The organism is Vreelandella aquamarina (assembly GCF_900110265.1).
In the GTDB taxonomy this organism is placed as follows: domain Bacteria; phylum Pseudomonadota; class Gammaproteobacteria; order Pseudomonadales; family Halomonadaceae; genus Vreelandella; species Vreelandella aquamarina.
This window is the reverse complement of the sequence record NZ_FODB01000012.1, coordinates 1-22,691: the sequence shown is the minus strand read 5'-3', so window position 1 is coordinate 22,691 and position 22,691 is coordinate 1. Positions and strand designations below refer to the sequence as shown.

25 protein-coding genes, 3 tRNA genes and 2 pseudogenes are annotated in these 22,691 nt (G+C 55.2%); 17 read left to right on the top strand and 13 right to left on the bottom strand.

Annotated elements, in window-relative coordinates; all coding sequences use genetic code 11:
* Positions 1 to 299 precede the first annotated feature (299 nt).
* Positions 300 to 794, top strand: coding sequence for a DUF4124 domain-containing protein (locus BMY49_RS04880; protein ID WP_089675048.1), 495 nt, complete (start codon positions 300 to 302; stop codon positions 792 to 794).
* Between the two features lie 21 nt (positions 795 to 815).
* Here the strand turns inward: BMY49_RS04880 and BMY49_RS04875 are convergent, their stop codons facing one another.
* Positions 816 to 1,574 carry a hypothetical protein gene (locus BMY49_RS04875; protein WP_143058112.1) on the bottom strand — a complete coding sequence of 253 codons (759 nt, stop codon included), beginning with the start codon at positions 1,572 to 1,574 and terminating at the stop codon, positions 816 to 818.
* A gap of 150 nt (positions 1,575 to 1,724) precedes the next feature.
* Positions 1,725 to 2,009 (bottom strand): helix-turn-helix domain-containing protein, encoded by a 285-nt coding sequence (locus BMY49_RS04870; RefSeq protein ID WP_054641390.1) that lies wholly within the window; start codon positions 2,007 to 2,009, stop codon positions 1,725 to 1,727.
* A 139-nt stretch (positions 2,010 to 2,148) separates the two neighbouring features.
* Between BMY49_RS04870 and BMY49_RS04865 the strand changes: the two genes are divergently transcribed.
* The 11 genes from BMY49_RS04865 (at position 2,149) to BMY49_RS04815 (ending at position 11,186) form a co-directional block, all read left to right on the top strand.
* Positions 2,149 to 2,358 carry a MerR family transcriptional regulator gene (locus BMY49_RS04865; RefSeq protein WP_054641389.1) on the top strand — a complete coding sequence of 70 codons (210 nt, stop codon included), beginning with the start codon at positions 2,149 to 2,151 and terminating at the stop codon, positions 2,356 to 2,358.
* Positions 2,355 to 3,071, top strand: a complete 717-nt coding sequence (locus BMY49_RS04860) for a hypothetical protein (RefSeq protein WP_089675043.1) — start codon at positions 2,355 to 2,357, stop codon at positions 3,069 to 3,071. Before BMY49_RS04865 ends, BMY49_RS04860 begins: the two co-directional genes overlap by 4 nt.
* Before the next feature lie 389 nt (positions 3,072 to 3,460).
* Positions 3,461 to 3,784: a hypothetical protein gene (locus BMY49_RS04850; RefSeq protein ID WP_054641387.1), complete on the top strand. Its 324-nt coding sequence runs from the start codon at positions 3,461 to 3,463 to the stop codon at positions 3,782 to 3,784.
* A gap of 11 nt (positions 3,785 to 3,795) precedes the next feature.
* Positions 3,796 to 3,894: a tail virion protein G7P-2 gene (locus tag BMY49_RS18155; RefSeq protein ID WP_353848323.1), complete on the top strand. Its 99-nt coding sequence runs from the start codon at positions 3,796 to 3,798 to the stop codon at positions 3,892 to 3,894.
* Between the two features lie 109 nt (positions 3,895 to 4,003).
* Positions 4,004 to 4,261, top strand: a complete 258-nt coding sequence (locus BMY49_RS04845) for a major coat protein (RefSeq protein ID WP_089675041.1) — start codon at positions 4,004 to 4,006, stop codon at positions 4,259 to 4,261.
* A 61-nt stretch (positions 4,262 to 4,322) separates the two neighbouring features.
* Entirely contained in the window at positions 4,323 to 6,008 is a 1,686-nt protein-coding gene (locus BMY49_RS17540; RefSeq protein ID WP_208596168.1) for a hypothetical protein, read from the top strand.
* Entirely contained in the window at positions 6,009 to 6,359 is a 351-nt protein-coding gene (locus BMY49_RS04835) for a DUF5455 family protein (RefSeq protein ID WP_089675036.1), read from the top strand.
* Entirely contained in the window at positions 6,359 to 7,420 is a 1,062-nt protein-coding gene (locus BMY49_RS04830) for a zonular occludens toxin domain-containing protein (RefSeq protein ID WP_089675034.1), read from the top strand. The genes BMY49_RS04835 and BMY49_RS04830 overlap by 1 nt, the downstream gene beginning before the upstream one ends.
* Entirely contained in the window at positions 7,401 to 8,822 is a 1,422-nt protein-coding gene (locus BMY49_RS04825) for a secretin N-terminal domain-containing protein (protein WP_089675032.1), read from the top strand. Before BMY49_RS04830 ends, BMY49_RS04825 begins: the two co-directional genes overlap by 20 nt.
* A 67-nt stretch (positions 8,823 to 8,889) precedes the next feature.
* Positions 8,890 to 10,182 carry a hypothetical protein gene (locus BMY49_RS04820; RefSeq protein ID WP_089675030.1) on the top strand — a complete coding sequence of 431 codons (1,293 nt, stop codon included), beginning with the start codon at positions 8,890 to 8,892 and terminating at the stop codon, positions 10,180 to 10,182.
* Positions 10,183 to 10,184: 2 nt separating this feature from the next.
* Complete coding sequence (locus BMY49_RS04815) at positions 10,185 to 11,186, top strand: phage integrase (RefSeq protein ID WP_089675028.1); 1,002 nt, start codon at positions 10,185 to 10,187, stop codon at positions 11,184 to 11,186.
* A 73-nt stretch (positions 11,187 to 11,259) separates the two neighbouring features.
* Here the strand turns inward: BMY49_RS04815 and BMY49_RS04810 are convergent.
* From BMY49_RS04810 to BMY49_RS04780, 7 genes are all read right to left on the bottom strand, one after another.
* A tRNA-Thr gene (locus tag BMY49_RS04810) sits at positions 11,260 to 11,335 on the bottom strand.
* A gap of 72 nt (positions 11,336 to 11,407) precedes the next feature.
* Positions 11,408 to 11,482: transfer RNA gene (locus tag BMY49_RS04805), tRNA-Gln, on the bottom strand.
* Between the two features lie 6 nt (positions 11,483 to 11,488).
* Positions 11,489 to 11,564, bottom strand: a tRNA-Phe gene (locus tag BMY49_RS04800).
* 152 nt (positions 11,565 to 11,716) lie between these two features.
* A complete protein-coding gene (locus tag BMY49_RS04795) occupies positions 11,717 to 11,992 on the bottom strand; it encodes an oxidative damage protection protein (protein ID WP_062361802.1) in 276 nt (91 codons plus the stop codon).
* 51 nt (positions 11,993 to 12,043) lie between these two features.
* The gene (mutY, locus tag BMY49_RS04790) at positions 12,044 to 13,141 is read right to left on the bottom strand and encodes an A/G-specific adenine glycosylase (RefSeq protein ID WP_089675026.1); all 1,098 of its coding nucleotides are present in this window, start codon (positions 13,139 to 13,141) and stop codon (positions 12,044 to 12,046) included.
* 102 nt (positions 13,142 to 13,243) lie between these two features.
* On the bottom strand, positions 13,244 to 15,577 hold the full coding sequence (locus BMY49_RS04785; protein WP_089675024.1) for an AsmA family protein: 2,334 nt from the start codon (positions 15,575 to 15,577) through the stop codon (positions 13,244 to 13,246).
* Positions 15,577 to 16,059 carry a GNAT family N-acetyltransferase gene (locus BMY49_RS04780; RefSeq protein ID WP_044630461.1) on the bottom strand — a complete coding sequence of 161 codons (483 nt, stop codon included), beginning with the start codon at positions 16,057 to 16,059 and terminating at the stop codon, positions 15,577 to 15,579. The genes BMY49_RS04785 and BMY49_RS04780 overlap by 1 nt, the downstream gene beginning before the upstream one ends.
* Positions 16,060 to 16,232: 173 nt before the next feature.
* On the opposite strand from BMY49_RS04780, the gene hisB reads away from it, so the two are divergent.
* The 4 genes from hisB (at position 16,233) to hisF (ending at position 19,075) form a co-directional block, all read left to right on the top strand.
* A complete protein-coding gene (gene hisB / locus BMY49_RS04775) occupies positions 16,233 to 16,826 on the top strand; it encodes an imidazoleglycerol-phosphate dehydratase HisB (RefSeq protein ID WP_044630460.1) in 594 nt (197 codons plus the stop codon).
* A 79-nt stretch (positions 16,827 to 16,905) separates the two neighbouring features.
* Entirely contained in the window at positions 16,906 to 17,547 is a 642-nt protein-coding gene (hisH, locus tag BMY49_RS04770) for an imidazole glycerol phosphate synthase subunit HisH (protein WP_044630459.1), read from the top strand.
* An 11-nt stretch (positions 17,548 to 17,558) separates the two neighbouring features.
* Positions 17,559 to 18,305, top strand: a complete 747-nt coding sequence (gene hisA, locus BMY49_RS04765; RefSeq protein WP_044630458.1) for a 1-(5-phosphoribosyl)-5-[(5-phosphoribosylamino)methylideneamino]imidazole-4-carboxamide isomerase — start codon at positions 17,559 to 17,561, stop codon at positions 18,303 to 18,305.
* Entirely contained in the window at positions 18,302 to 19,075 is a 774-nt protein-coding gene (gene hisF / locus BMY49_RS04760) for an imidazole glycerol phosphate synthase subunit HisF (RefSeq protein WP_044630457.1), read from the top strand. Before hisA ends, hisF begins: the two co-directional genes overlap by 4 nt.
* 27 nt (positions 19,076 to 19,102) lie before the next feature.
* Here hisF and BMY49_RS04755 read toward each other — a convergent pair whose 3' ends face one another.
* Entirely contained in the window at positions 19,103 to 19,711 is a 609-nt protein-coding gene (locus BMY49_RS04755; RefSeq protein ID WP_062361785.1) for a YjaG family protein, read from the bottom strand.
* 154 nt (positions 19,712 to 19,865) lie between these two features.
* Between BMY49_RS04755 and BMY49_RS04750 the strand changes: the two genes are divergently transcribed.
* Positions 19,866 to 20,558, top strand: a complete 693-nt coding sequence (locus BMY49_RS04750; RefSeq protein WP_089675022.1) for a type 1 glutamine amidotransferase — start codon at positions 19,866 to 19,868, stop codon at positions 20,556 to 20,558.
* A gap of 57 nt (positions 20,559 to 20,615) precedes the next feature.
* Here BMY49_RS04750 and BMY49_RS17160 read toward each other — a convergent pair.
* From BMY49_RS17160 to radA, 3 genes and pseudogenes are all read right to left on the bottom strand, one after another.
* A pseudogene (locus BMY49_RS17160) lies at positions 20,616 to 20,732 on the bottom strand (tRNA 2-selenouridine(34) synthase MnmH); the annotation flags it as partial.
* A 2-nt stretch (positions 20,733 to 20,734) separates the two neighbouring features.
* A pseudogene (locus BMY49_RS04745) lies at positions 20,735 to 20,941 on the bottom strand (selenide, water dikinase SelD); the annotation flags it as partial.
* Between the two features lie 32 nt (positions 20,942 to 20,973).
* Complete coding sequence (radA, locus tag BMY49_RS04740; protein WP_044630452.1) at positions 20,974 to 22,344, bottom strand: DNA repair protein RadA; 1,371 nt, start codon at positions 22,342 to 22,344, stop codon at positions 20,974 to 20,976.
* Positions 22,345 to 22,691 lie beyond the last annotated feature (347 nt).

Here is a 22,691-nt window from a genome sequence, read left to right as displayed (position 1 = left end):
GCTTATCAACCACTTAAGTGGTGCCGACACCAGGAGTCGAACCCGGGACCTACTGATTACAAGAACCTTACCTACTAACTCACAGAAGCATGTTTAGCTTTAAATCAGGCACTTATACACACATGAAAATTCATTTCAGCACATTAGGGCATGTTTCTGTGGACACTTTTCGGCGTATATCCACAGCCTCACTTTTACCGTAACGCGCAACCGTTGCACCTTTGGCAACCGAGGGCTTACCACTTCGGCTCGTTCTTTGGTAATCTTCTGTTACCGACATTCGCTTAGGATCATGGACGATGAAAAAACCGGCGTTGTTTGCCCTCCTGGTACTGATGCCCTTCACTGCGCAGGCTGATATCTTCCGCTGTGAGGTCAATGGCAAAACGGCCTTTCAAGACTTCCCCTGTGCCAGCGGCAACTCTGAAACCGTCGATACCAGTAACCTCACCATCATTTCAGCGCCGCCACCCAGCACACGTACTCAGCAACCTTCCCGATCCGTGACGCCTCAACCTCGTCAGCGCTCTTATTCATCGTCCAGTAGCAACTACCAAACCACCACCCAACGGCGGAATGCCGAAGTTCAGGCACGCGCTCGCGGTATCGTTATTCCAGGGATGTCAGAGAACCAGGCCATTAGCGTACTCGGTAGGCCAGCACGTATCTCTAGCTACACCTATAACGGTGCGCTTTGTCGTCGCCTGTATTGGGATGGTAGCCGTCCTTTTCAGAACGGCCGTCATACCGTTGTGATTTGTAATGGTGAGGTTTCTAGTTATTCTGGCCATTAATCACTAGCTTAATCTCAAAATTCACAAGAGAATTGCTTTCCAAAAAACAGAAAATACAAAGGTCATTATTATTGAAAAGCATACAATCTTTATAAAAAGATAATGTTCGGAGAAATTTTCAAATCCAACCTCTTCTTTAGAAAACACCTTATTCATTTCTTGCATTATTTCTATCATTAAATCATTCATATCACTCTCATCACTTCCCTCTAACCAAAGCTTATTGGCAGTAAGAAGATCAACATACTCATGCAGCTTTTGCAATTTCGCCTTCATCAATTTGTCTAAATTCTTAAACTCCTTCTTATTTTTATCATTATTTCTTATATTTATTAAATTATATGTATAGCAGGAATGCTTCTTATGCAACTCATTAAGCATATCAATAATCTCAATATATTTTTCCTTTTTCAGCTCATCATCAACAACATCAAATTTCACTAAACTTCCAAAAATGTCACTACTTAAGTAAATACATTCTAAACAAACACTCTCTAACTGTTTCAAGTTTTCAATATACTCCCCTCTCAACTCTTTAACTTTACCTTGCTCAACTGACATTAATGACCAAAGGCCACCTGAAACAGCCAAAGACACAGTTAAAAGATTGCTTATGTCTATCTTTGACCCAATAACTAGATAAACTAAAATGCTTAGCAAAAAGCTAACAAAGCTAAAGAAGATAATATTACGATCCAAAAAAACAATTATCTTTTTTTTCAAAACAACTATTTCCTTTTTTTGTTTTTTAAATTTTTTAATAATTTGCGCTCTATCCAAATATAAAAAATGGCCATCCCACCAAACAGGACCGCCATTTTTATCATCTGCTGAAATGCTTCTCTCGCTTCATCCACAACGTTTAATTCCCTTACTGCCCTTATCCACAACCCCTACCTCCCTGGAACCATCTATCCACAACCCTTTGTGCTAGTCGGTATCCGTTCCCGTTTTCTTCAACGCGCTGCGTGCCCTCTCTATATCGGGGCTTATTTGTCCGCATGCTTCGTCTGTCTGCCCAGTCATCAACCAAAGCGTGTACTTAGGCCACTGTTTACAGATCGCCTCTAGCATCTCACCTTTGGGCGCTCTTCCAGCCTGCTCAATGCTTTCAACAGTTTTCTTATTAAAACCAATAAGTTGTGCAAATTCAGCGCGGCCAGACGTTTCGACCTCGCGAATTTCTCGCATTTTTTGGGCTAAGTCACTGGACATATACCAACTTCTTCGTATACTAATTTCATGGGCTACCAATTAATTGGTATACCGGCTCAGCAATCAATCTACACCACTTTGCTAATCAAGATTGCTGGTTTTGAAGATACCACAACATGCCACAGCGAGCAGGTACCGCATGGAAACGAGCAACACGCCCCACGTCTCAGCGCCTCAAGTGCCCGTTATGACGATCGAGCGTTTCTCAGAGCTTTCTGGCCTATCCCCCGACACCGTTCGCGGTCAGATGAACCAAGGGAACCTCCCCATCATCAAGGTGGGTCGTCGTCGCCTGGTGAACGTCGCGCTCTTTACCGCTGAGTGCCTGCAATCGGAGGACTGGCCATGAGCGCCCTAGCAAACGCCCCCATCTACACACTGTCAGCGTTCACCACTCACACCCTAGACGTTGTAGGCACCTTTTACGCCGCGTCTCTACAGTGCGATGGGCATTTTTACACTGGCTGCAACCAGGACGGCTCTGTTGGTCTACACGTTCGCGCTGATGGCACCGTAAAACTGTTCTTCCCAACGGATCACCTGCTGACTCTCGACCTCTCAGGCGTCACCTACAACGACCTGATGGCCATGATCGACAGTGACGGCAAGCGCTACTGCATTCGTTTCCCCAGCTACCGCGCCGCGCTCGACTTCCTGGCACGGAACTACGGCATCACCGATGCCCCCGACGACCCCAGCAACACCGAGCGCGCTTCTGCATCGGCACCTTCACCCACCGACGCCTCCCCTTGCCCCTCGGTGATGGTGGTACCCGCGCACCTATCCACACCCACACGGCTAACGCGTCGTCCGTTATCCACAACGGCCTTTAGCCCCAACGGAGTTATGCACATGGCAAAGAAACAGCCCATCCGCGTGTTTCTCGACCCCGACACCCACAGCCGCCACCTCATCCAGGCAGGCACCAACGGCTTAACGTCGTCAGGCCTCTCTGAACGGCTGATTGAGTACGGCCTAGCGCAACTGGAGAACGGCAACAAAGCACCGCTTGAGTCGCTTTCCCGCGCCGCCTCCCCCGCTCCCCACTGCAACGAGGCCTGATCCCTATGTCCCCCTGCCCGTCATCCGTCGCCCTTCGGTCGCACGGCGTCCTTAGCCAGCAGCGGACAGACTGTCAACCCCTTTTTGTGGGGTTAAAAAAGGGGTTGACCGGCTGGCCGATGTTGGCTGCCGTGCAGAAAGACCGACGGGCAAACGGAGGGCGGGTAGGGGGACCCCCCTGCCTTGATTCCCGAGCTTTGAGGGAGCGGGGCCAGCGGTGCCTCCACGGCCGGGACTACGCACGAGCCGCGACCTACTACGCCCAGGCGGAATACCTGACGTTAGTACAGACCGGCATTACACCTGAAACCACTGAGCTAGCCATTCTCGCGGACTACTGCTTAACCCAAGCCGCCAGAACCCAACGCTAACGAAAAGGAAACATGACCATGATCAACACCATTCAAGCCCACGTAATCGGTGCCTCTCGCTACAGCATGGACAACGGCGTTAAAGGCGCAAAAGTCACCATCATGCAACCTTCCGCGTCTGACAACGATAACCAGCTTGGCAACCAAGTCAGCACCATGTCAGCGCCTTATGAAATTCTCGACCAGCTCCATGCATTTGCACCTCACATGCCTTGCGCCTTGGAACTGGATATTGAATTTCGGTCGTCCGGCGGCAAAGCCACCATGCACGTCCTTGCTGCCCGCAAACCCAACGCCACCGGCAGCCAACACGCACCGTCTGCCAGCAGCGACAAGAAATAGGATTTTGAGCCATGGACACAAGCACACCTGAAGGTCTATGGCTCCTGGTTTATTGCGTCGGCCTCGTCCTTGCTTTCGGGATCGGCGCGATAAATGGGGGGCAACGATGAACGATCCCAGCCTTACGTTTGTGGTTAGCACCCTTTTCACGTCCTACGCCCTCGGTTGGGCCTTTGGACACATCATTTTATCTGTAAAACGCTTTATGGAGTCAGTCTCATGACCAAGCAAACCGTTATTCAAACCCTCGCCGCCACCGTCAACACCACCAAAGCCAAGGTTGCAGGCGGTGCCGCCCTGCTTCTAGGTTCCGCTGCTGCTCACGCCCAGGAGGCTACCGGCGCATCAGCAGCTTTTACTGAGGTGCAAGCCGCCGGTACTGAAATGGCCGGTTACGCATGGCCGGTGGTCGCTTCTATCACCGCTGCTTTGATCGGCATCAAGTTGTTTAAGAAGTTTGCCAACCGCGCGTCTTAATACCGCTAAGCAAGGGACAACCAAGGGGCGGAAACGCCCCTTTTTATATAACGAGGACAACATGATTAAAAAAGCCGTTTTATTATCCACTTTAACGCCTTTTTTAATGGTGTTTTCTGATTATTCTTTTGCTTGGCGTGCTGAAAGTTTTGGGTATGGTAATACCACTACTGATCTTTCTAGAGCGCAGAGTTTAATGTCTGAACGATGCACTTCAACGAAAGCTTGTTGGCTTAGGAGTTATACTCAAGGCAGTTACACTTATTATATGGTATACACTAAGAGTCTTTCTTCGCTTACCGAAGATGATCTTGTTGAAAAGGAGCCTATATTTTTTTCTGCTCTTGATGATGATGAATGTAATTCTGAAAACGGCTCATCTATCAACGTATCTCCATCTTCTGCTAATTATCTTCAAACTGGCGGCTCTGTAAAAACTCATGGTGGTGCCTGTTCTATTTCTGCTAGTAGTTCAGTTTCTGCTTGTTATGATGCAGGAGGTGGTGTTTCGTGTACTTTAGATATAGTTTCAGAGTCAACTGGTGAGCTTCGCGCTTATATTCCTGACTCTCCTTTAAATGGTGCTTGGGGAGAGGGTGACGGCACGTTTTCAGTAGTTGATTTTTCCGGTAACGATTATTTAACGGAGCTTCCTGGTGGTTGCTCTGATAACTCCAGTTGTGTTGCGATTGGTGATAAATCATATCTAGTTGATTGGGATAGCGCGCCTGACTATTTTGAATATGTAGGTTCAGACGGCAATACCTATTCAAAGCCGAGTTCCGGTGGCGGCTCTGGTGGTGATACTGGCGGCGGTGATCCTACCGACCCAACAAACCCTACCGACCCCACCGACCCAGGCGGTAACGATGGCGGCGATTCTGGTGGTGATTCCGGCGGCAGTGATGGCGGTAACGATTCCGGCGATGGTTCCGGCGGTTCCTCGGGTGGCGGTGGTAGTTCTGGTGGCGGCTCTACCGTACCGGATTTTGAGTTTGACGAATCCGGCATTATTGAGGCTATCGGCTCCGCTGGCCAATCCAACCGCAACGCTATCAATGCCCTGTCTAATGATGTCACTAGTTCAATTAACAATCAGACCAATGAGCTAAACAACGCGACCTCTGCTCAAACAGATGCTTTGAGCGGTGCGCTTAGCAATCAAACAGATACGCTTTCCAACTCCCTCGACAGCCAGACTGACACCATTACCGGTGCATTAAATGATCAAACCGGCACATTGTCTGGCTCTCTCGATGCCCTTGGCACGTCTATTGTCGATGCCATTAATGCGTTTGGCTCTGGCGAAGGTGAAGGTGAAAGCGATGGGGAAGGCACCGAGGGGGATGGCCTTTTAGATGGTATCTCGAACCTGTTTAACGGTCTCGTCGATGACCTTGCTTCTCGTTTTACCGAAGACCTTGGTAACGGTGACGACCTTTTTAACTCCTCCAGTATGGATCAAACCCTCGATGGATTAGCCGAGGAGCAACAAGGCTATAACGACGAGGTTAACACCTTAATGGATCAAATCGGCGATGGGTCTAGCTCTGGCATTGCTGATCAAGTTGTCTCTCGCCTTCCTTCATTACCGTCAGGCTCCTGCACCCCGCTCCAGTTCGGCGTGATGGAAATTTCCTGCCAAGCCTTTAACACCATTAAGGCTTGGCTCTCCTGGATCATTTATTTCTGGACGGTCGTTAGTGTGATCGACACGTTCTTCCGTTCTGGCCAGAGGACTGCATAAATGGCGCTACCTGCAATGCTTGGCATGGGTGCGGTGATTGCATTTGTCACCCGCATTCTGGAATGGATTGTTACCCGCATCGCTTCCCGAGTCACTAACCGCTTAGCGGGCATCCTCATTTGGACAACGCTCTACATCTCTCTTTTGGTCGGTCTTGCTGTCACGTTTTCGGCCATCATTAGCGGCATTAGTGCCTCCCTACCTGCCGACCTTTCCCAAGGTATCGCCGCTATCAAGCCTAATAACTTTGAAGCCTGTATGTCTGCCATCTATGGCAGCAAAGTCGCTGTTTGGGTGTTCCAGCAAAAACGCCAGTTAATCGACTGGGAGCAAGGGAGGCCCGTTCTCTAATGGCTGTTTATGTTGTTACCGGCAAACTTGGCGCGGGAAAAACCCTGGTGGCCGTGGGTAAGATTAAGGATAAGCTCAATCGCGGTTGCAAGGTCGCCACCAACCTGGACTTAAACCTCGATAAGCTCATTGGTGAAAATCCAAAGCAAACCCTCTGCTACCGCATCCCTGATAAACCTGTCCTGGCCGATCTGGAGTCTATTGGTACCGGTACCGACTCTTACGACGAAAATAAAAACGGCTTATTAGTGCTGGATGAATGCGGCACGTGGTTCAACGCCCGATCCTGGAACGATAAAAGCCGCCAAGACGTTATTAACTGGTTTCTCCATGCCCGAAAACTTGGATGGGACATTATTTTCCTCATTCAAGACCTGTCGATCATGGACAAGCAAGCTCGCGTAGCACTCGCAGAACACGTCGTTTACTGCCGCCGCCTGGATCGCGTCACCCTACCGTTTGTGGGCGGTATTTACTCTTTTTTCACTGGTTCAAAAGTTCCATTACCGAAAGTTCACCTCGGCATCGTGAAATATGGGGATTCCCCCCAGAGCATGACCGTCGAACGCTGGACCTACACTGGCCGCGCCCTCTACCCCGCTTACGACACCAAACAAGCCTTCTCCGACCACTACCCCCACGGCACGTACTCCATGCTGCCGCCCTGGTACACCCACGGCATGCACCGCGTACCGCGTGACGCGAGGTTCTACATGAAGATGACCCGTATTTATTGGAAACGCTTTAACCGCCCGTTTCTCTCCCTGGCTTCGTTTGGGCTGGGCGCGTTCTTAACGGTATCGGTACTCGTCGCCGACCGTGTGAATGCTCGCGCCCAAGAACAACCCACTGCCACTCCCCAGCAACTACCCGACCTCAGCACGACCCGCATCGCCAGCTTTAGCCAGTTTGGCGACCGCACCACCTACCGCCTCATTGATAGCAACCGCAACACGTCCACCACCGACGACCTCAGCCGCCAAGGCTTCGCCATCGTCCCCGTGAATGCTTGCCTCGTTCGCATAGAAAATGGAGTCACCCATGAAGAAGTTCGCTGCTAACACCGTCGCCGCCATCGCCCTGGCCACGCTCACCAGCACCGCCCACGCCACGCCCATTCAAATGCAAGACACCGACATTCGGGACTTCGTGCGCTGGTACGTTGAACAAACCGACACCCCGTTGGCGATTCACCCCACGGCCACCGGCACTCTCACTGTCTACGCCCCCGACGTGCCCGATCACCAGCTAGACGAATTCTTCCAGGGCGTGTTGAGTTCCCACGGCTACACCATCCTCCCAGGCAACCCGCCCACCGTGGCACCGTCTAGCCAACAACAGCCCACGAATATGGCACCGGTGCAGGAAACGCTCGACCCCGCCGCCGCGATCACCAACGCGCCCACGCTGACGCCACCGCCAGAACCGCAGGCGACTCATTTATTTGCCTTTGATAACGTGCGTGCTGATGATATTGCGCCGTTGGTCACCAGCTTTCTCACGCAAAACACTCAGGAAGGCACCACACCGCCACGGGTTCAGGTACTTCATGCCTCAAACGCCATACTTGCCAAGGGCCCAGAAAAGCAGCTTGAACAACTTCAAGGCTTCATCCCCCAAGTAGACGTTGCACACCCCCAGCTACTCATCCAGGCAGTGATTTTTGAAACCACCGATGGGGATACCTTCGATCTTGGCGTAGCGCTTGGACGCACTACACCGACTACGGGTTCTCGCGTGGCAGGTGGCTTTAACACCGCCAATCTGGGAACGTCGCTAGCCTCCTCCGGTGGTACCTTCGGGATCTTCGACGGTGATATTCTGGCGTTTGCGATCAATGCCTTACAGCGTGACTCACGCTCTAACGTGTTATCCACACCGCAAATTCTCACGCTTTCCGGTAAGCGTGGCACCATTTCCATTGGTCAGAATGTCCCGTTTGTCACGGGTCGCGTCACTGGCGAATCAGCGGACGTTAACAGCCCCTTCCAGACCATTGAACGCCGTGACGTAGGCATACGCTTAAACGTGCTGCCGGTCGTCACCGCCTCCGGCTTAGTGATCATGGATATCACCACCTCTGCCGACTCTCTTACGGACTCGCTACTTGCGTCTGACATCATCACCAACCAGCGCCAAATCAACACCACCGTACAAATTCGCTCCGGCCAAACCCTGCTACTCGGTGGCCTCTCGTCACAAGATGACCGTTCCCAGGTCTCTGGCGTTCCAGGCCTCTCTAGCGTCCCTGTTGCCGGTCGTTTATTCCAAAACGAATCCACCTCTACCCAGCGCACCAACCTACACGTACTGCTTCAAGCCACCGTGTTACCCCGCTATGACGCGACCCAAATAAATGAACGCATACCGCCTGCCGCCAGCCCGTCACCCTATGCGCAGCAGGGGGTGACGGGCTGGCGGCGGGAGGTCGAGACCATCCCTGTAACACGTCTCGCAGAGTAACAAAGAAACCCGTTAAAACAGCTCATTACAGCACGTACCAACATTTAAAAAATTAAGGGAATAGGTCATGGAACGCTGGAACCGTTACTCACTTACGTCACTGGAAAAAGGCGAGCAAGACCCGTTTGGAAAACTGTTGATTAGCTCGGCAGGTCAGCGTGAGCTTAACGAACTTCGTTTACTGAATGCAGGCGTGGACACGGTACGGCAGCTCTACCAGGGCGAGCCTTGCCTGCACCATTTCAATGAAATTATCGAGGTCTACAACGAAGGCAAAGGGGCCACCATGAACCTCTTTGACGTGGAGTGGGCAGTGGGGGCCGGTGCGGCCGGTTCCGGCTTCCGCTACCGCCTGCAAAACAATGAGCTAGGCGTGATCGTATTCTTCCAGGCACGGCACACCAAGATAGACACCATCGGAACCCACCTGAAAATTGAACTCTCTCCGCATTTCATTCAGGAGCGCAGCCCGCAGCAGTGCCAAGACTTCATGTATAACATCGCGGCACACATGCTTTCCCACGTTGAACCGATTGGCTGTGCAATACACTTAGCGTTAGACGTACAAGGCTGGGAGCCACCCAAGGACTTTATGGAGTGCTTCGTTACCCGCTCCAAGAAGATCATGCGGATCGACGGCATCGACGACTTAGAGTTTGCTCACAACACCATTGCAACTACTTACGGACGCGGTGAAACCTACATGTTTGGCACAGCAGGCGCGCTGCAATGCTGTATCTACAACAAGACCTTAGAAGCCAAGCACCGCGACAAAATGCACTTCTGGGAAGGCATCTGGCAAAACGCCGTCGATGACGACCTAAACGGCACCTACAACCCAGAAGAAACCGTCTGGCGTATCGAACTGCGCTTTCATCAATCAGTGCTGAGAGAATTCGCCCAAGGCATCCCCTGCAACGTTGATACCGGCGAAGTTCTGGACGACTCCCACGGCTTTAACCGCTTCATTGATGTGGTACCGCATCTCTCCGGCCTCTGGCGTACCGCGATGCAGTCTTACCGCCTGGATGCACGCCGTAATTTGATTGATCCCGCATGGCAAGTCATGCAGGAAGATGCCCGCTTCTACTGCCATGAGCCTGGGTTCATGTACAAACGAGCGCGCAAAGAGCCTGGGCTGGGCAATGAAAAGAACGTTACTCTCGCGTTTGGCAACCTCATTAGCATCTACGCCCGCCAAGGCTTCCGCACCCATCAAGCCGTTCGCTACCTCCAACGCTCCGGCATTTGGGAAGACCTAGCAGAATACTACCGCCGTCGCGGGGTCGACTCCGGCCAATTCCGACAGATAGTCGAACAGAAGCTTATAGAACGACGATTAGTAGGCAAGGCGGCGTAAGCATGGGCATTAAGAAAGTCAAAACGGGCTGGCAAGTCGACTGCTGGCCAGCGGGTCGTTATGGCCCAAGGGTACGCCGTATTTTCAAGCAGCAATCCGTCGCTAAACGCTTCGAAGCCAAAATCATGGGGCAAGGGGCTGCCGGTGAAGATATGTCCGACCTCCGCAGCGATAAAAGGCGTCTGCTAGATCTTGTCGAGCAGTGGTACGAACACCACGGTCACACCTTGAAGAGTGCGCCGGATCGCGTTCGCTCACTCCGCAAACTCGCCAACGCCCTGGGCAACCCACTCGCTAAAAAATTCACGGCCCAGCAGTGGGTCGAGTACCGCGCCCAACGGCTAAAGGAAGTCAAAGCCAACACCATCAACCACGAACACACCTATCTAACCGCGGTGTTTTCAGAGTTAGAGCGCTTATCGCTGTGGCCACACGGCAACCCGATGCAAAAAGTCCGTAAGGTACGCACCGACGAAACCGAAAAAGGCTACCTCGACAGCTACCAGATCGCACGGCTACTCGACCACCTCCGCGCCCAGGAGACTGACGACTGCTATTACATCACCGTGATATGCCTCTCGACCGGCGCACGCTGGGGCGAAGCCCAAACACTTCGAGCGGAAAACGTCCGTCAGGATCGCATCGTCTTTGTGGGTACCAAGTCAGGCAAAACCCGCACCGTCCCCATCGACCCCGACTTGGCCAAGCAGCTACGCCAGCGACGAAAGCTCGGACGCCTATTCGGCAACCGCTACAAAGCTTTTGCCCGCGTCATTAAAGAACTCAAGATAGAACTACCGGAAGGACAGTTAACCCACGTACTACGTCACACGTTTGCGAGTCACTTTATGATGAACGGGGGAAACATCCTGGTGCTGCAACAAATACTTGGTCATCAGTCGATCACCATGACCATGCGTTACGCACACTTTGCACCGGATCACCTGGAGGAAGCGACCAAGTACAATCCCCTGGCTATGTCTACCGCTGTAGACACTTTGTAGACACATACGAAAAAGCCGCCTCGAAAGGCGGCTTGATCATTATCTCAAATGCTTTGCTTATCAACCACTTAAGTGGTGCCGACACCAGGAGTCGAACCCGGGACCTACTGATTACAAGTCAGTTGCTCTACCAACTGAGCTATGTCGGCGCTTCGCATTTTCTTGAGAACTTGATTGGGTTGCCGTTAGACTAGCCAATCAACAAGAAATCTTGTTGGCAATGGCTGGGGTACCAGGATTCGAACCTGGGAATGCCGATACCAAAAACCGGTGCCTTACCACTTGGCGATACCCCAACGTTGTGGTGGCCAGAGACGGAATCGAACCGCCGACACGGGGATTTTCAATCCCCTGCTCTACCAACTGAGCTATCTGGCCCTTGCCAACGGTGCGTATTAAACCAAAAGCTCCTCTTTTCGTCAACACCTTTGTGAAACTTTCTTTCTAGTCACGTGCTTAGGGCACATCAGGCGTTAAACCAAAAACGGCAAAGGCCACGCCATTCGTGGCTTTGCGCTGCGTTTCTAGGTTTATGCCTGGCTGGGCGGCACGTACCCTTCTGCTTGGTCGGTGGTTTCGTTATCTAGGAAGCGCTGCATCTGATCCATTAGATAGGCGCGTGCTTCTGGCTCCAGCATGTTGAGGTGCTTCTCATTGATCAGGCGGGTTTGCAGCGCCTGCCACTCTTCCCACGCTTTTTTAGATACCGTGGCCTGAATTTCTTGGCCCTGCTTACCCGGTAGCGGCGGGAACGGCAGCGCGGGTAGCTCTTGTTGGTACTTACGGCAGAAAACCGTGTTGCTCATGGCGTGCTCCTATTGAGTACGTTGTGTGTAGGTGGCTGTCAGCCTGTGGTGTTAGTAAGAAGGCCCTGGGGTTGGATCTAGGGTAAACGGTGCCAGCTGGCTTAACAGCGATTTGACCGGTGCCGCTAAGCCTAGCGCAGGTGGATGATTAACGTCATACCATACGCCGCTTTCGCGAACGCCGCTGATTCGTTCGCAGGTAACAGGCTGCGGCGTAATCACCAGCTTAAAGTGGCTGAAGGTATGGGTGAAGCTGGGCAGCGCAGCGTGACGCTCGGGGGCTTTGGTGTTGTCTTCCAGCCAGTCGTTGAGTTCGCTGTGGCGTTCAAACTGCGGCAGGCTCCATAAACCGCCCCATAGGCCGCTGGGTGGCCGCTGCTCTAGCCACACGCGCCCTTGCGGGTCGCGTAGCATCAGCATAATGGTCTCACGGGTGGGAGTGGCTTTTTTGGGCTTAGATACTGGGTAGCGCTGCGGCTCGCCTTGGGCGTAGGCGCGGCATACGTCACTAAACGGGCATATCGAGCAGTCGGGGTTGCTGCGCTTACACAGTGTCGCGCCAAAATCCATCACGGCTTGGGTGTAATCCGCCAGCCGTGTGGTGGGCGTAAAGTATTCGGCCAGCGCCCACAGCGAGCGTTCTACTGCTGGCTTGCCCGGCCAGCCCGCTACCGCGTGTAGACGGGTGAGCGAGCGCTTTACATTGCCATCCAGAATAGCGGCCTGCCGGCCGGTGCTTTGGGCGATAATCGCGCCAGCGGTAGAGCGGCCAATACCAGGTAGCGCCATCAGCGTTTCTACGCTCTCGGTGGGTAGCTCGCCACCGTGCTCTTCCATGGCGACCTGGGCCGCTTTGTGCAGGTTGCGGGCACGGGCGTAATAGCCCAGGCCCGTCCAGTGGTGCAATACGTCATCTTGCGGCGCGGTGGCCAGGGCTTCCAGCGTGGGGAAGCGGGCCATAAAGCGCTCAAAGTAGGAAATCACTGTAGTCACTTGGGTTTGCTGCAGCATAATTTCAGACACCCACACCCGGTAGGCGCTGCGGGGCGACTGCCAAGGCAGGTCGTGGCGGCCATGCTTGTCAAACCAAGTGAGCAGCCGGTGTTGAAACTCTTCCGCCGGTAGGCACGGCGTGGGCATATCGGCCATTGTTATTCCTTAAACACTCGCTATGAACGACAGCGCCGGCGGTAAGGCCGGCGCGTGCGGTGCGTGTTGCGTTAACGCGGTTAGGCGTTAAGCCGTCTTTGGTTAGTTAAACAGGCGACGAATACCGTCACGCAGCTCTTGGCCTGCGCCTTCGCCTAAGCGCTCATCAATGCGGTCAATGGATTCACCAATCCGCTCTTCTAGCTCTTTTTCTACTCGGCTCCCGGCTTCGTTACGCAGCAAATCAACAACCGATGCTTCGAAGGCGGTGCGGTCGAAACGGCACCACTGGGTTTTGTCATCGCCTACATGGCCTTCACAGCGTACCGGCAGCGATAGCTGCTGAAGCCGTGGGTTGACTTGGCAAGCAGCGTCAGCGGTATCCACTAGCCGTACGTTCACCTGTGTCGTGAAGTTGAGGCTGTTGAGGTTGAAGTCACCCTCCCCTTGCACGTCGATGCCCGGCAGGGTAATCAGCAGGTCGTCACTCTCTACAATGCCATTGCGCACTTGGAAGGTGGCGTCAAAGCGTTCAAAGCGAGTGTCTGGGTGCCATTCGCGCTCTACCTGCTGGCCTTCCTGCTGGGCGACCAGCTCGCACATCTCTCGGGAGATGTTGGTGCGTAGAATCACGCCATCGTTGAGCCGCGCGGTTAATTCGCCGTTGAGGTTGCTGGTGAGCACATCGCGGCGGTTGCCTTGGGTAGTCAGCGCGCCGTCTAGGTTGAAGCGTCCGCGCAGCGGGGCCTCTTCTTCGCTAAAGGTTTCGATTAACGGCGCGACCTGCACATTGCTAATGCTGGGCGAGAGCTGCCACTCCAGTACATTACTGGTGGCATCCAGCTGGCCGGTGGCGCTCAACTCCCCTTCGTAGAAACGGGACTCAAAGGCAGTGAGGCGGTGGTTGCCGTTTTCACCGCGCAGCGCCAGCTGGGTATCGTCAAAAGTCAGCCCAGCCAGTAGCAGTTGGTCGACGCTCAAATCGCCCTGAAGGGTGAGCGTACTTAACCATGCCTGGGGCAGCAGCGTTCCGCTGGTTTGAGCAAAGGCTTTACGCAGCAGGCCACGGCTGGCTTGCTGCGCGGTTTCGGGGCCAGGCAGGTAGTGATCCAGATTGAGCGTATCGCCTTCTAGGTTGAAGGAGAGCTGGGTACCATCCAGCGCGGCGGCAATATCGCCGGTAAAGGTGCTGTCATCCACCACCAGCGAGAGGCGCGGCAGGGAGATACGCTTCAAGCTGCCTTCGATGGGGCTGGTGAGCGCGACATCGCTAAGTGCGGCTTCGCTAGCAGTATTAAGCTTCACACCCGTGCGGGAAATCCAAGGCCGCAGCGTAAACGGCGCGGCGGTCAGTTGCCCGCTGTACTGCGGCGCGTCCAGCAGTTGCTCGACATTCAAGTGGCCGCTTACACGCAGGCCGTCCGGCCCGGTGAGCTGAACCTCTTTAAGCTGCGCGGTTTGGGCGGCAAAATCGGTTTCCAGGCCAAATGCTAGGGCAACGGCAAGACTGCCTTGCCAGTTTTCTGGGTGGCGCAGCCCAGCTTCCAGCACGCCTTCGGTAACGCTTAGTTGTTGCTCAGCTAAACGGGCAACAATTTCAGCCGCTTTTAAGCTGAGCTGCTGCGGTTCGCTGGCTTCGCCCTGACGGGTATGCGTGGTTAGCTGGGTGTTTTCAAAGATGATCTGTTCATCTTCTAGGCCAAGCCGCAGGCGTGTTTCAAGATTTACCTCGCTGGTCATGTTTGGCGCGCGCTCAAGCTCTTCGGCATCCAGCCGGTCATGCTTAGTAAGCGTGAACATGGCTTTTAGCGGGAAGGAGCGCACCGGATTCACATTGGTGCCTGAAATATTCAGCGGCTGAACCCGCCAGAGCGCTTGATTCTGCTCATCGCGGTAACGAATATCAGCATTTTTTACTTCGACGCTGGCGATGCTTAATACCACCGAGAGGCTGCCTGCATCGGCATTGGGGCCAGCACTTGCCGGAGCTAGCACGGTTTCAGCGGATTCGTTGTTGTGCTCAGAGAGTCGCTCCAACAGCGGCTGCCAGTTGCCCTCGCCTTCAGCGTTCTTCTCCAAATTGAGGCGCATGCCATCCAGCGTCAGGCCATCCACGGCAATCTCTCCGCGCAGCAGCGGAGCAAAGGCAACGCTCACTTCAGCACGGTTAATGGCGGCGAAGGCGGTTTCATCTTGTGCTTGATCAGGCAGCCAGGCGCGCGCCTGCTCAACGCTGACACCAATACGAGGGTAAAACGACCAGGTAATCGGGCCTTCCAGAGCTAAGTTCAGGCCGGTTTGCTCCTCTACCACAGCGGTTAAGCGTGGTTTGAAGTCTTCTGGGTCTAAAAAGGTGGTGACGTACACCACGGCGGCCACTGCCATAATGGCTAAAATGCCTATGGCGGCCAGCAAAATACGTAATAGCTGTTTCATTACCCTTTTCCTTGTGGGTCTAGCTCAACAAAATCACTGGTCGCCGGCAGGTCCGGGGCAGAAGACGAGGTCTCGGCAACGGGTCGAAAGCCTAATTTCGATAGCAGTACTCGGTCTGCCAGCGGCAGAGTGGTGGTAGCAATACGCAGTACGCGGCCATCTTGCTTGGCTTGCTCGCCCACTAGCGCCATCAGCCGTGAGCCGACACCGCGACGACGCGTAGTTTTACGCACGCATAGCTCAGACAGCCACCAGGCGCGGTCGTCGGCTTCTTGCACCGCCACCGCGCCTAACAGGCGGTCATTGAAGTGGGCACAGGCAAAAAATTGCTGTTCCTTTAAATGCTGTTCGATAAATGGCAAAACCGTGGGAGTGGGCATGCGCTCTTGGGGCGCGTCTTCATATATGCGCACTAAGTCGATGCGCACCTGCTCTTCTGCTTCCCAACGGGCCTGGTCGACATATTGCAGTGTCACCGGCATGGTGAAATCCTCGTTGCCAACGCAGCTAGGCTGCTATGTTAGCGCCGCAAACAGCGGCGACATTCCCCGCATTGTAGCGGATGGGGGCGCCGATTCTCTATAATGGTTGTTTTGGCCGCAGTTGCTGCCCGCCGATTATTCCTCAGAGTGCGCCCCGGCGCAGGAGATGCAACATGTCAGCGCGTATTGCCACGGTAAGCCGTGACACCAACGAAACGCAGATTACGGTCAGCGTCAACCTTGACGGCGAAGGCCGCTTGAACTGTGAAACTGGCGTTCCGTTTCTAGACCACATGCTGGATCAAGTGGCTCGGCATGGGATGGTAGATCTCGATATTCATGCCAAAGGCGACCTGCATATCGACGACCACCACACCGTTGAAGATTTGGGCATCACCCTGGGCCAGGCATTCAACGAGGCCATTGGCGATAAGCGCGGCATCTACCGCTACGGCCACGCTTATGTGCCGCTGGATGAGGCGCTCTCTCGGGTAGTGATTGATTTCTCCGGCCGCCCCGGCCTTTATATGAATGTCGAGTTCACCCGCGATACCATTGGCAGTATGGATACGCAGCTGTTCTGGGAATTTTTCCAAGGCTTTGTGAACCATGCTCGAGTGACGCTGCATATCGACAACGTAAAAGGCTTTAATGCTCACCATCAGGCCGAAACCATTTTCAAAGCCTTTGGCCGCGCACTGCGTATGGCCGTTGCGGAAGACCCGCGCATGGCTGGGCAAATGCCCTCTACCAAAGGCAGCTTATAATGCCGATCGTTGCGGTTAGCGGCGTAACGGCACGCCTCTCGCCTACGAATCTATCGCCCACGACCTTAAGGAGCGCTTCATGACCATTGCGGTAATCGATTATGGAATGGGCAACCTACACTCCGTGGCTAAAGCGCTTGAGCACGTCACCCATGAGAATGTGATCATCACCCGCGACCCACGGCGTATTCTGGGCGCTACCCGTCTAGTGCTGCCGGGCCAAGGGGCGATTCGTGACTGCGTTGGCGAACTCGAACGCACCGAACTGCGCGGCCTAGTGGATGACGTGTTAACCCGCCAAGCCAAACCGCTGCTGGGCATTTGCGTGGGCCAGCAGATGCTGATGGAGCGCAGCGAAGAGAATGGCGGCGTGGACTGTTTGGGGTTTTTCCAAGGCAGCGTAGACCGCTTCCCGGCCAATATGCGCGACGCGCAAGAGCAGCGCTTGAAAGTACCGCACATGGGTTGGAACCTGGTGAATCAACACCACGACCACCCGCTCTGGGCAGGCATCGATAATCATGAGCACTTCTATTTCGTGCACAGCTATTACGTCAATGCCGCCGACGATGCCCAGGTATTCGGCACCACCCAGTACGGCAGTGTGAGCGCTCACGTGGCGATTGGCCGCGACGCCACCTTTGCCGTGCAGTTCCACCCGGAAAAAAGCTCCCGTGCGGGCCTGCGCCTGCTGGAAAATTTTGTCACCTGGACGCCCTGAGAGGTTTCACTATGTTGGTAATTCCCGCGATCGATCTCAAAGACGGCCAGTGTGTGCGCTTAAAGCAGGGCCGCATGGACGATGCGACCTCCTACGGCGACGACCCGGTGGCCATGGCCGCGCGCTGGGTAGAAGCAGGCGCGCGCCGTTTGCACCTAGTGGATTTGAACGGTGCCTTTGAAGGCAAGCCGGTGAACGGTGAGGCGGTCACCGCCATTGCCCGCGCTTACCCGAACCTGCCGATTCAAATTGGCGGTGGCATCCGCTCGGCAGAGACGATTGAACACTACCTCAGCGCCGGTGTTTCTTACGTGATCATCGGTACCAAAGCGGTCAAAGAGCCTGAGTTTGTGGGTGAAATGTGCCGCGCCTTCCCTGGCCACATTATTGTTGGCCTGGATGCCAAAGATGGCTATGTGGCCACCGATGGCTGGGCAGAAGTCTCCACCGTCAAAGCTACCGAGCTTGCCAAGCGCTTCGCTAACGACGGTGTTTCCAGCATTGTGTACACCGATATTGCCCGCGACGGCATGATGCAGGGTGTCAATGTGGAAGCCACCGCCGCACTGGCCCGCGAAGGCGGCCTACCGGTGATCGCCTCCGGCGGCGTAACCAATCTGGACGATATTCGTGCCCTGTGCGATGTCGCCGATAGCGGCATTTTGGGCGCAATTACCGGACGGGCGATTTACGAAGGCAGCCTGGATGTCGCTGAAGCCCAGCGCTTAAGCGATCAGTTGAGTGGAGGTAGCGAATGAGCTTAGCCAAACGCATTATCCCCTGCCTGGATGTGGATGCCGGGCGCGTGGTGAAAGGCGTTAACTTTGTGGGTATTCGTGACGCGGGCGACCCGGTGGAGATCGCTCAGCGCTATAACCAGCAGGGTGCCGATGAAATCACCTTTCTTGATATCACCGCGAGCCACGAAGACCGCGCCACCACGGTGGATATGGTCGAGCGTATTGCGGGTGAGGTGTTTATTCCCTTAACCGTGGGAGGCGGCATTCGTACCTGCGACGATATCCGCACCATGCTGAACGCTGGGGCCGATAAGGTCTCAATCAATACCGCGGCGGTGACGAACCCCGAATTTGTGCGTGAAGCCGCCGAGCGTTTTGGCAGCCAGTGCATTGTGGTGGCGATTGACGCTAAAAAAGTGTCTAAGGAAGGCGAGCCTGACCGCTGGGAGATTTTCACCCACGGCGGCCGTCGCCCCACCGGCCTGGATGCGGTGGAGTGGGCCAAGGAAATGGTCGAGTTTGGCGCAGGCGAGCTGCTGCTGACCAGCATGGACCGCGACGGCACGAAGATTGGCTTTGACCTAGGCGTCACCCATGCCATTTCTGAAGCGGTGAGCGTGCCGGTAATTGCTTCCGGCGGCGTCGGCAATTTAGATCACTTGGTGGATGGCGTGCTTAAAGGCGGTGCCGATGCGGTGCTGGCGGCGAGTATCTTCCACTTTGGCGAGTACACCATTCCAGAAGCAAAACGCTATATGGCCGAGCGCGGCATTGAAATGCGCTTATAAGCCGCGCGACGTTTTAGGCTGGGGCAGTTACTCTGCCCCGGCTTCCTCATCCAGTGTTAGCCCCAAATTACTAATGCCGTTATTGCGCCCAAGCGTGCGAATCTCTTTGAGTGTTGTTTTATTGATCGACCCGCTGACCGCTTCCAGAACCGCATCTTGGAAGTCGTTTTCGTCTTCCATCAGCGGATGGTCGCGAATGATCAGCGCCAATGCTTGAGCGTCCACTTCCCCTTCGGTGAGTTCGATGAACGCCCGTACACCAGCCCGCGAGGTGCGGCTGACATCCAGCACGGCTTCGGGGGATTCGCCTTGCAGCGTATCGAGTAACGCAGAGATCGACACGACCGCATCCAGCGCCCGACGTGCGCCAAAACTCTCATCGCCCTCCGGCGGCTCGCATTCGGCCAGCTTTTCCGCTTGGCGGGCAAAGTCGATGCTGGCGTTGGGTACGCTAAGGCGCTCCCATACAAGATTCAGCACAGTGCGCAGGGTGTGCCCATCGCCATGGCCGCTGGTTTGCTCATAAAGGGCGTAGTTGGGTAACAGCCGCTCGCACAGCGCTGCCATAAATGCTTGCTGGGCGGGCAGCGGCAGCAGTTGAAGCCGCTGATAAAATCCTTGGGGTTTAGCCACCATGCTGATTTCCTGGGTCACTATGTTTGTGAAACTGAGTCTATGAAACTGAGTCTGTGAAACTGAGTTGGTGAAATGAACGCGATGCGTTATCGTCGCACCCACGCAGCGGGCGACCCCGCGGCGTTTGATGTGCTCGGCCGGCGAGGAGATTACCATGCATATTCATCTGCTACAGCACGGCCCTGACCATGGTCCCGCCCGTCTGACCGACTGGCTTGAGAGTATGGGCCATAGTTACACCGTTTTTCACCTCTACGCGGGCGAACTCACGCCTCGCCCTGGGGAGTGCGATGCGCTCATCGTGCTAGATGGCCCCGAAGCCCTGTTGAGCGAACCGCCCGCTTGGCATAAAGCGGAGCGCAAACTGATCAATCGCTACTTGGACGGCCAAAAACCTATTCTGGGCATTGGCCTAGGGGCGCTATGGATCGCGGAAGCGCTTGAGGCGGTCGTCGCCCCAGGCACCTACCCCGAAACCGGCTGGCATACTGTCACCCTAGCCCCGGAAAGCACCTTCGACCTACCCGAGCAGTTTGAGGCCTTTATGTGGCACCGCCTGGTGTTTAGCCTACCCGATGGCGCGCTACCATTAGGCGGCAGTGCCGCCTCCCCGCTGCAAGGGTTTAGCTGGGACGCAGGCCGCGTGGCGGGCCTGCTATGCCACTTTGAAACGACCCAGGCCAGCGTAGCACCGCTGCTGAACGCCAACGAGCGGCCCACGGCGAAAAGCCCTTCCAGCGGGCTCTTTGTGCAAACCGATGAGCAGATACTGGAAGACCCCACGCGCTTTCAGCGCTTGGCACCGCTGTTAGATCGCGTCATGACCCAGTGGCTGAAACACGCTTAACCCCCACCACCTGCCGCCGCGGCTTCGTCAATCCGTTGGCAGAGCTGCTGGCGCTGCGCTTTCCAGCTGCTCACCCAGCGCGATGGCGGCTTGCTGGCCCTGCTGCTTGTAGGCAATGCCTACCTGGTGGCGCTCTTCATCCACCATCAGCGGTAGGTTGACCGCCCCCGGCAGGGTCATCCAATAACCTCGATTTTAGCGTCTCCCTGGGGTGCTTTTAGGGTACCGAACGGCTCCAACGTTAGGTCGTACTCACGACCAATACGCTCAACGTCATCTTCCCATGCGGGGTCTACGTTAATCAGCAGCCCGCCAGAAGTTTGCGGGTCGCAGAGCCACTGCCAGTGGGCTTCATCCATGACGGGCAGCGCGCTACCCTTGGCTTTAGCTGCCCTTATGATAAGCATAGCTGAGGTTACAGCGCTTCCAGAGCATCGCTCAATTTATCCACGGGGATTACTTCCATTCCTTTCGGCGCCTGCTTGGGCGCATTGGCACGGGGCACGATGGCGCGTAAAAAGCCGTGTTTGGCGGCTTCTGCAATACGCTCTTGGCCGCTGGGTACCGGGCGTATCTCGCCAGACAGGCCCACTTCACCAAACACGACCAGCTCTTTGGGCAGAGCCCGGTTCTGCAGACTGGAAACCACCGCCAGCAGCACGGCAAGGTCGGCGCTGGTTTCCAGCACTTTGACACCGCCCACCACGTTAAGAAATACATCCTGATCGCCGGTAAACAGTCCGCCGTGACGGTTAAGAACGGCTAATAGCATGGCGAGGCGGTTTTGATCTACCCCCACGGCAACGCGGCGCGGGTTACCTAGTGCCGACTCGTCCACCAGCGCTTGGACCTCTACCAATATGGGTCGCGTACCTTCCCACACCACCATGACGAGACTGCCCGGCGCTTGCTCCTCTTGACGCGAAAGAAATATCGCGCTGGGGTTTTTCACCTCTTTCAGCCCCTGCTCCAGCATGGCGAATACGCCCAACTCATTGACCGCGCCAAAGCGATTCTTCTGCCCACGCAGCGTCCGAAAGCGGGAGTCGGCACCGCCTTCCAGCAGCAGCGAGGCGTCAATCATATGCTCTAGCACTTTGGGGCCCGCAAGGGTGCCATCCTTGGTGACGTGACCCACCAGCAGCAGCACGGTATTAGTCTGCTTGGCAAAGCGGGTAAGCGCAGCAGCGGATTCGCGTACCTGGGCAACGCCGCCAGGGGCAGAGCTGATATCTTCCAAGTGCATGGTTTGGATGGAATCAATCACCAGTATTTCCGGTTTCTCCCGCTCGGCCACCGCGAGGATCGTCTCTACGCTGGTTTCCGCTAGCATCTTCAGCCCGTTAGTGGGTAGCTGCAGGCGGTGGGCGCGCATAGCCACCTGGGAAAGCGACTCCTCCCCCGTGACGTAGAGAATACGCCGCTGCTGGGCAAGCTTACAGGCAGTTTGTAGCAGCAGCGTCGATTTACCAGCCCCTGGGTTGCCACCCAACAAAACGGCGGAGCCCGGCACCAAGCCGCCGCCTAGCACGCGGTCAAACTCTGCAAAGGTGGAGCTCAGCCTTGGCACCTCGCTTAAATCGACATTACTGAGGTCGACTACATCTCGTGATAGATCGCCTGCGTACCCGGCGCGCCCGGTAGTGGTGCCGCTACCGGGCCGAGCGCTTGCCAGCTTGACCTCCGTTAGCGTGTTCCACTCTTGGCAGCTCGTACACTGGCCCTGCCATTTACGATACTCTGCACCACATTCAGTACAGACAAAGGCACTTTTTGCTTTTGCCACCGCCTTGTTGCTCCTGTCTATCGCGCCACGTTGATATAGTGGGCAGAATCGGGTAGGGGCCGGGGTCACCCCCGGCGCCCTCCCACACCACCGGGCATACGGTTCCGTACCACGGCGGTTCATGAAGAACGACTAAGCCATCTTACCGTATCGAGTACCGAGATCAGACCCAGACGGTCGAACCACTTCCGTGGCAGGGCCTGATTCATGTGCGACGCTCCGGCGTTCCACCAAGGGCCTCGACCATTTCCCGCTGACTTCCAGGCACGTTGCTCGTCCAGACCCAGTGCCAGGAGTTTCCGGCGCCGGGTTTGTGGGCGCTTCCATTGCCGCCAGATCACGCAACG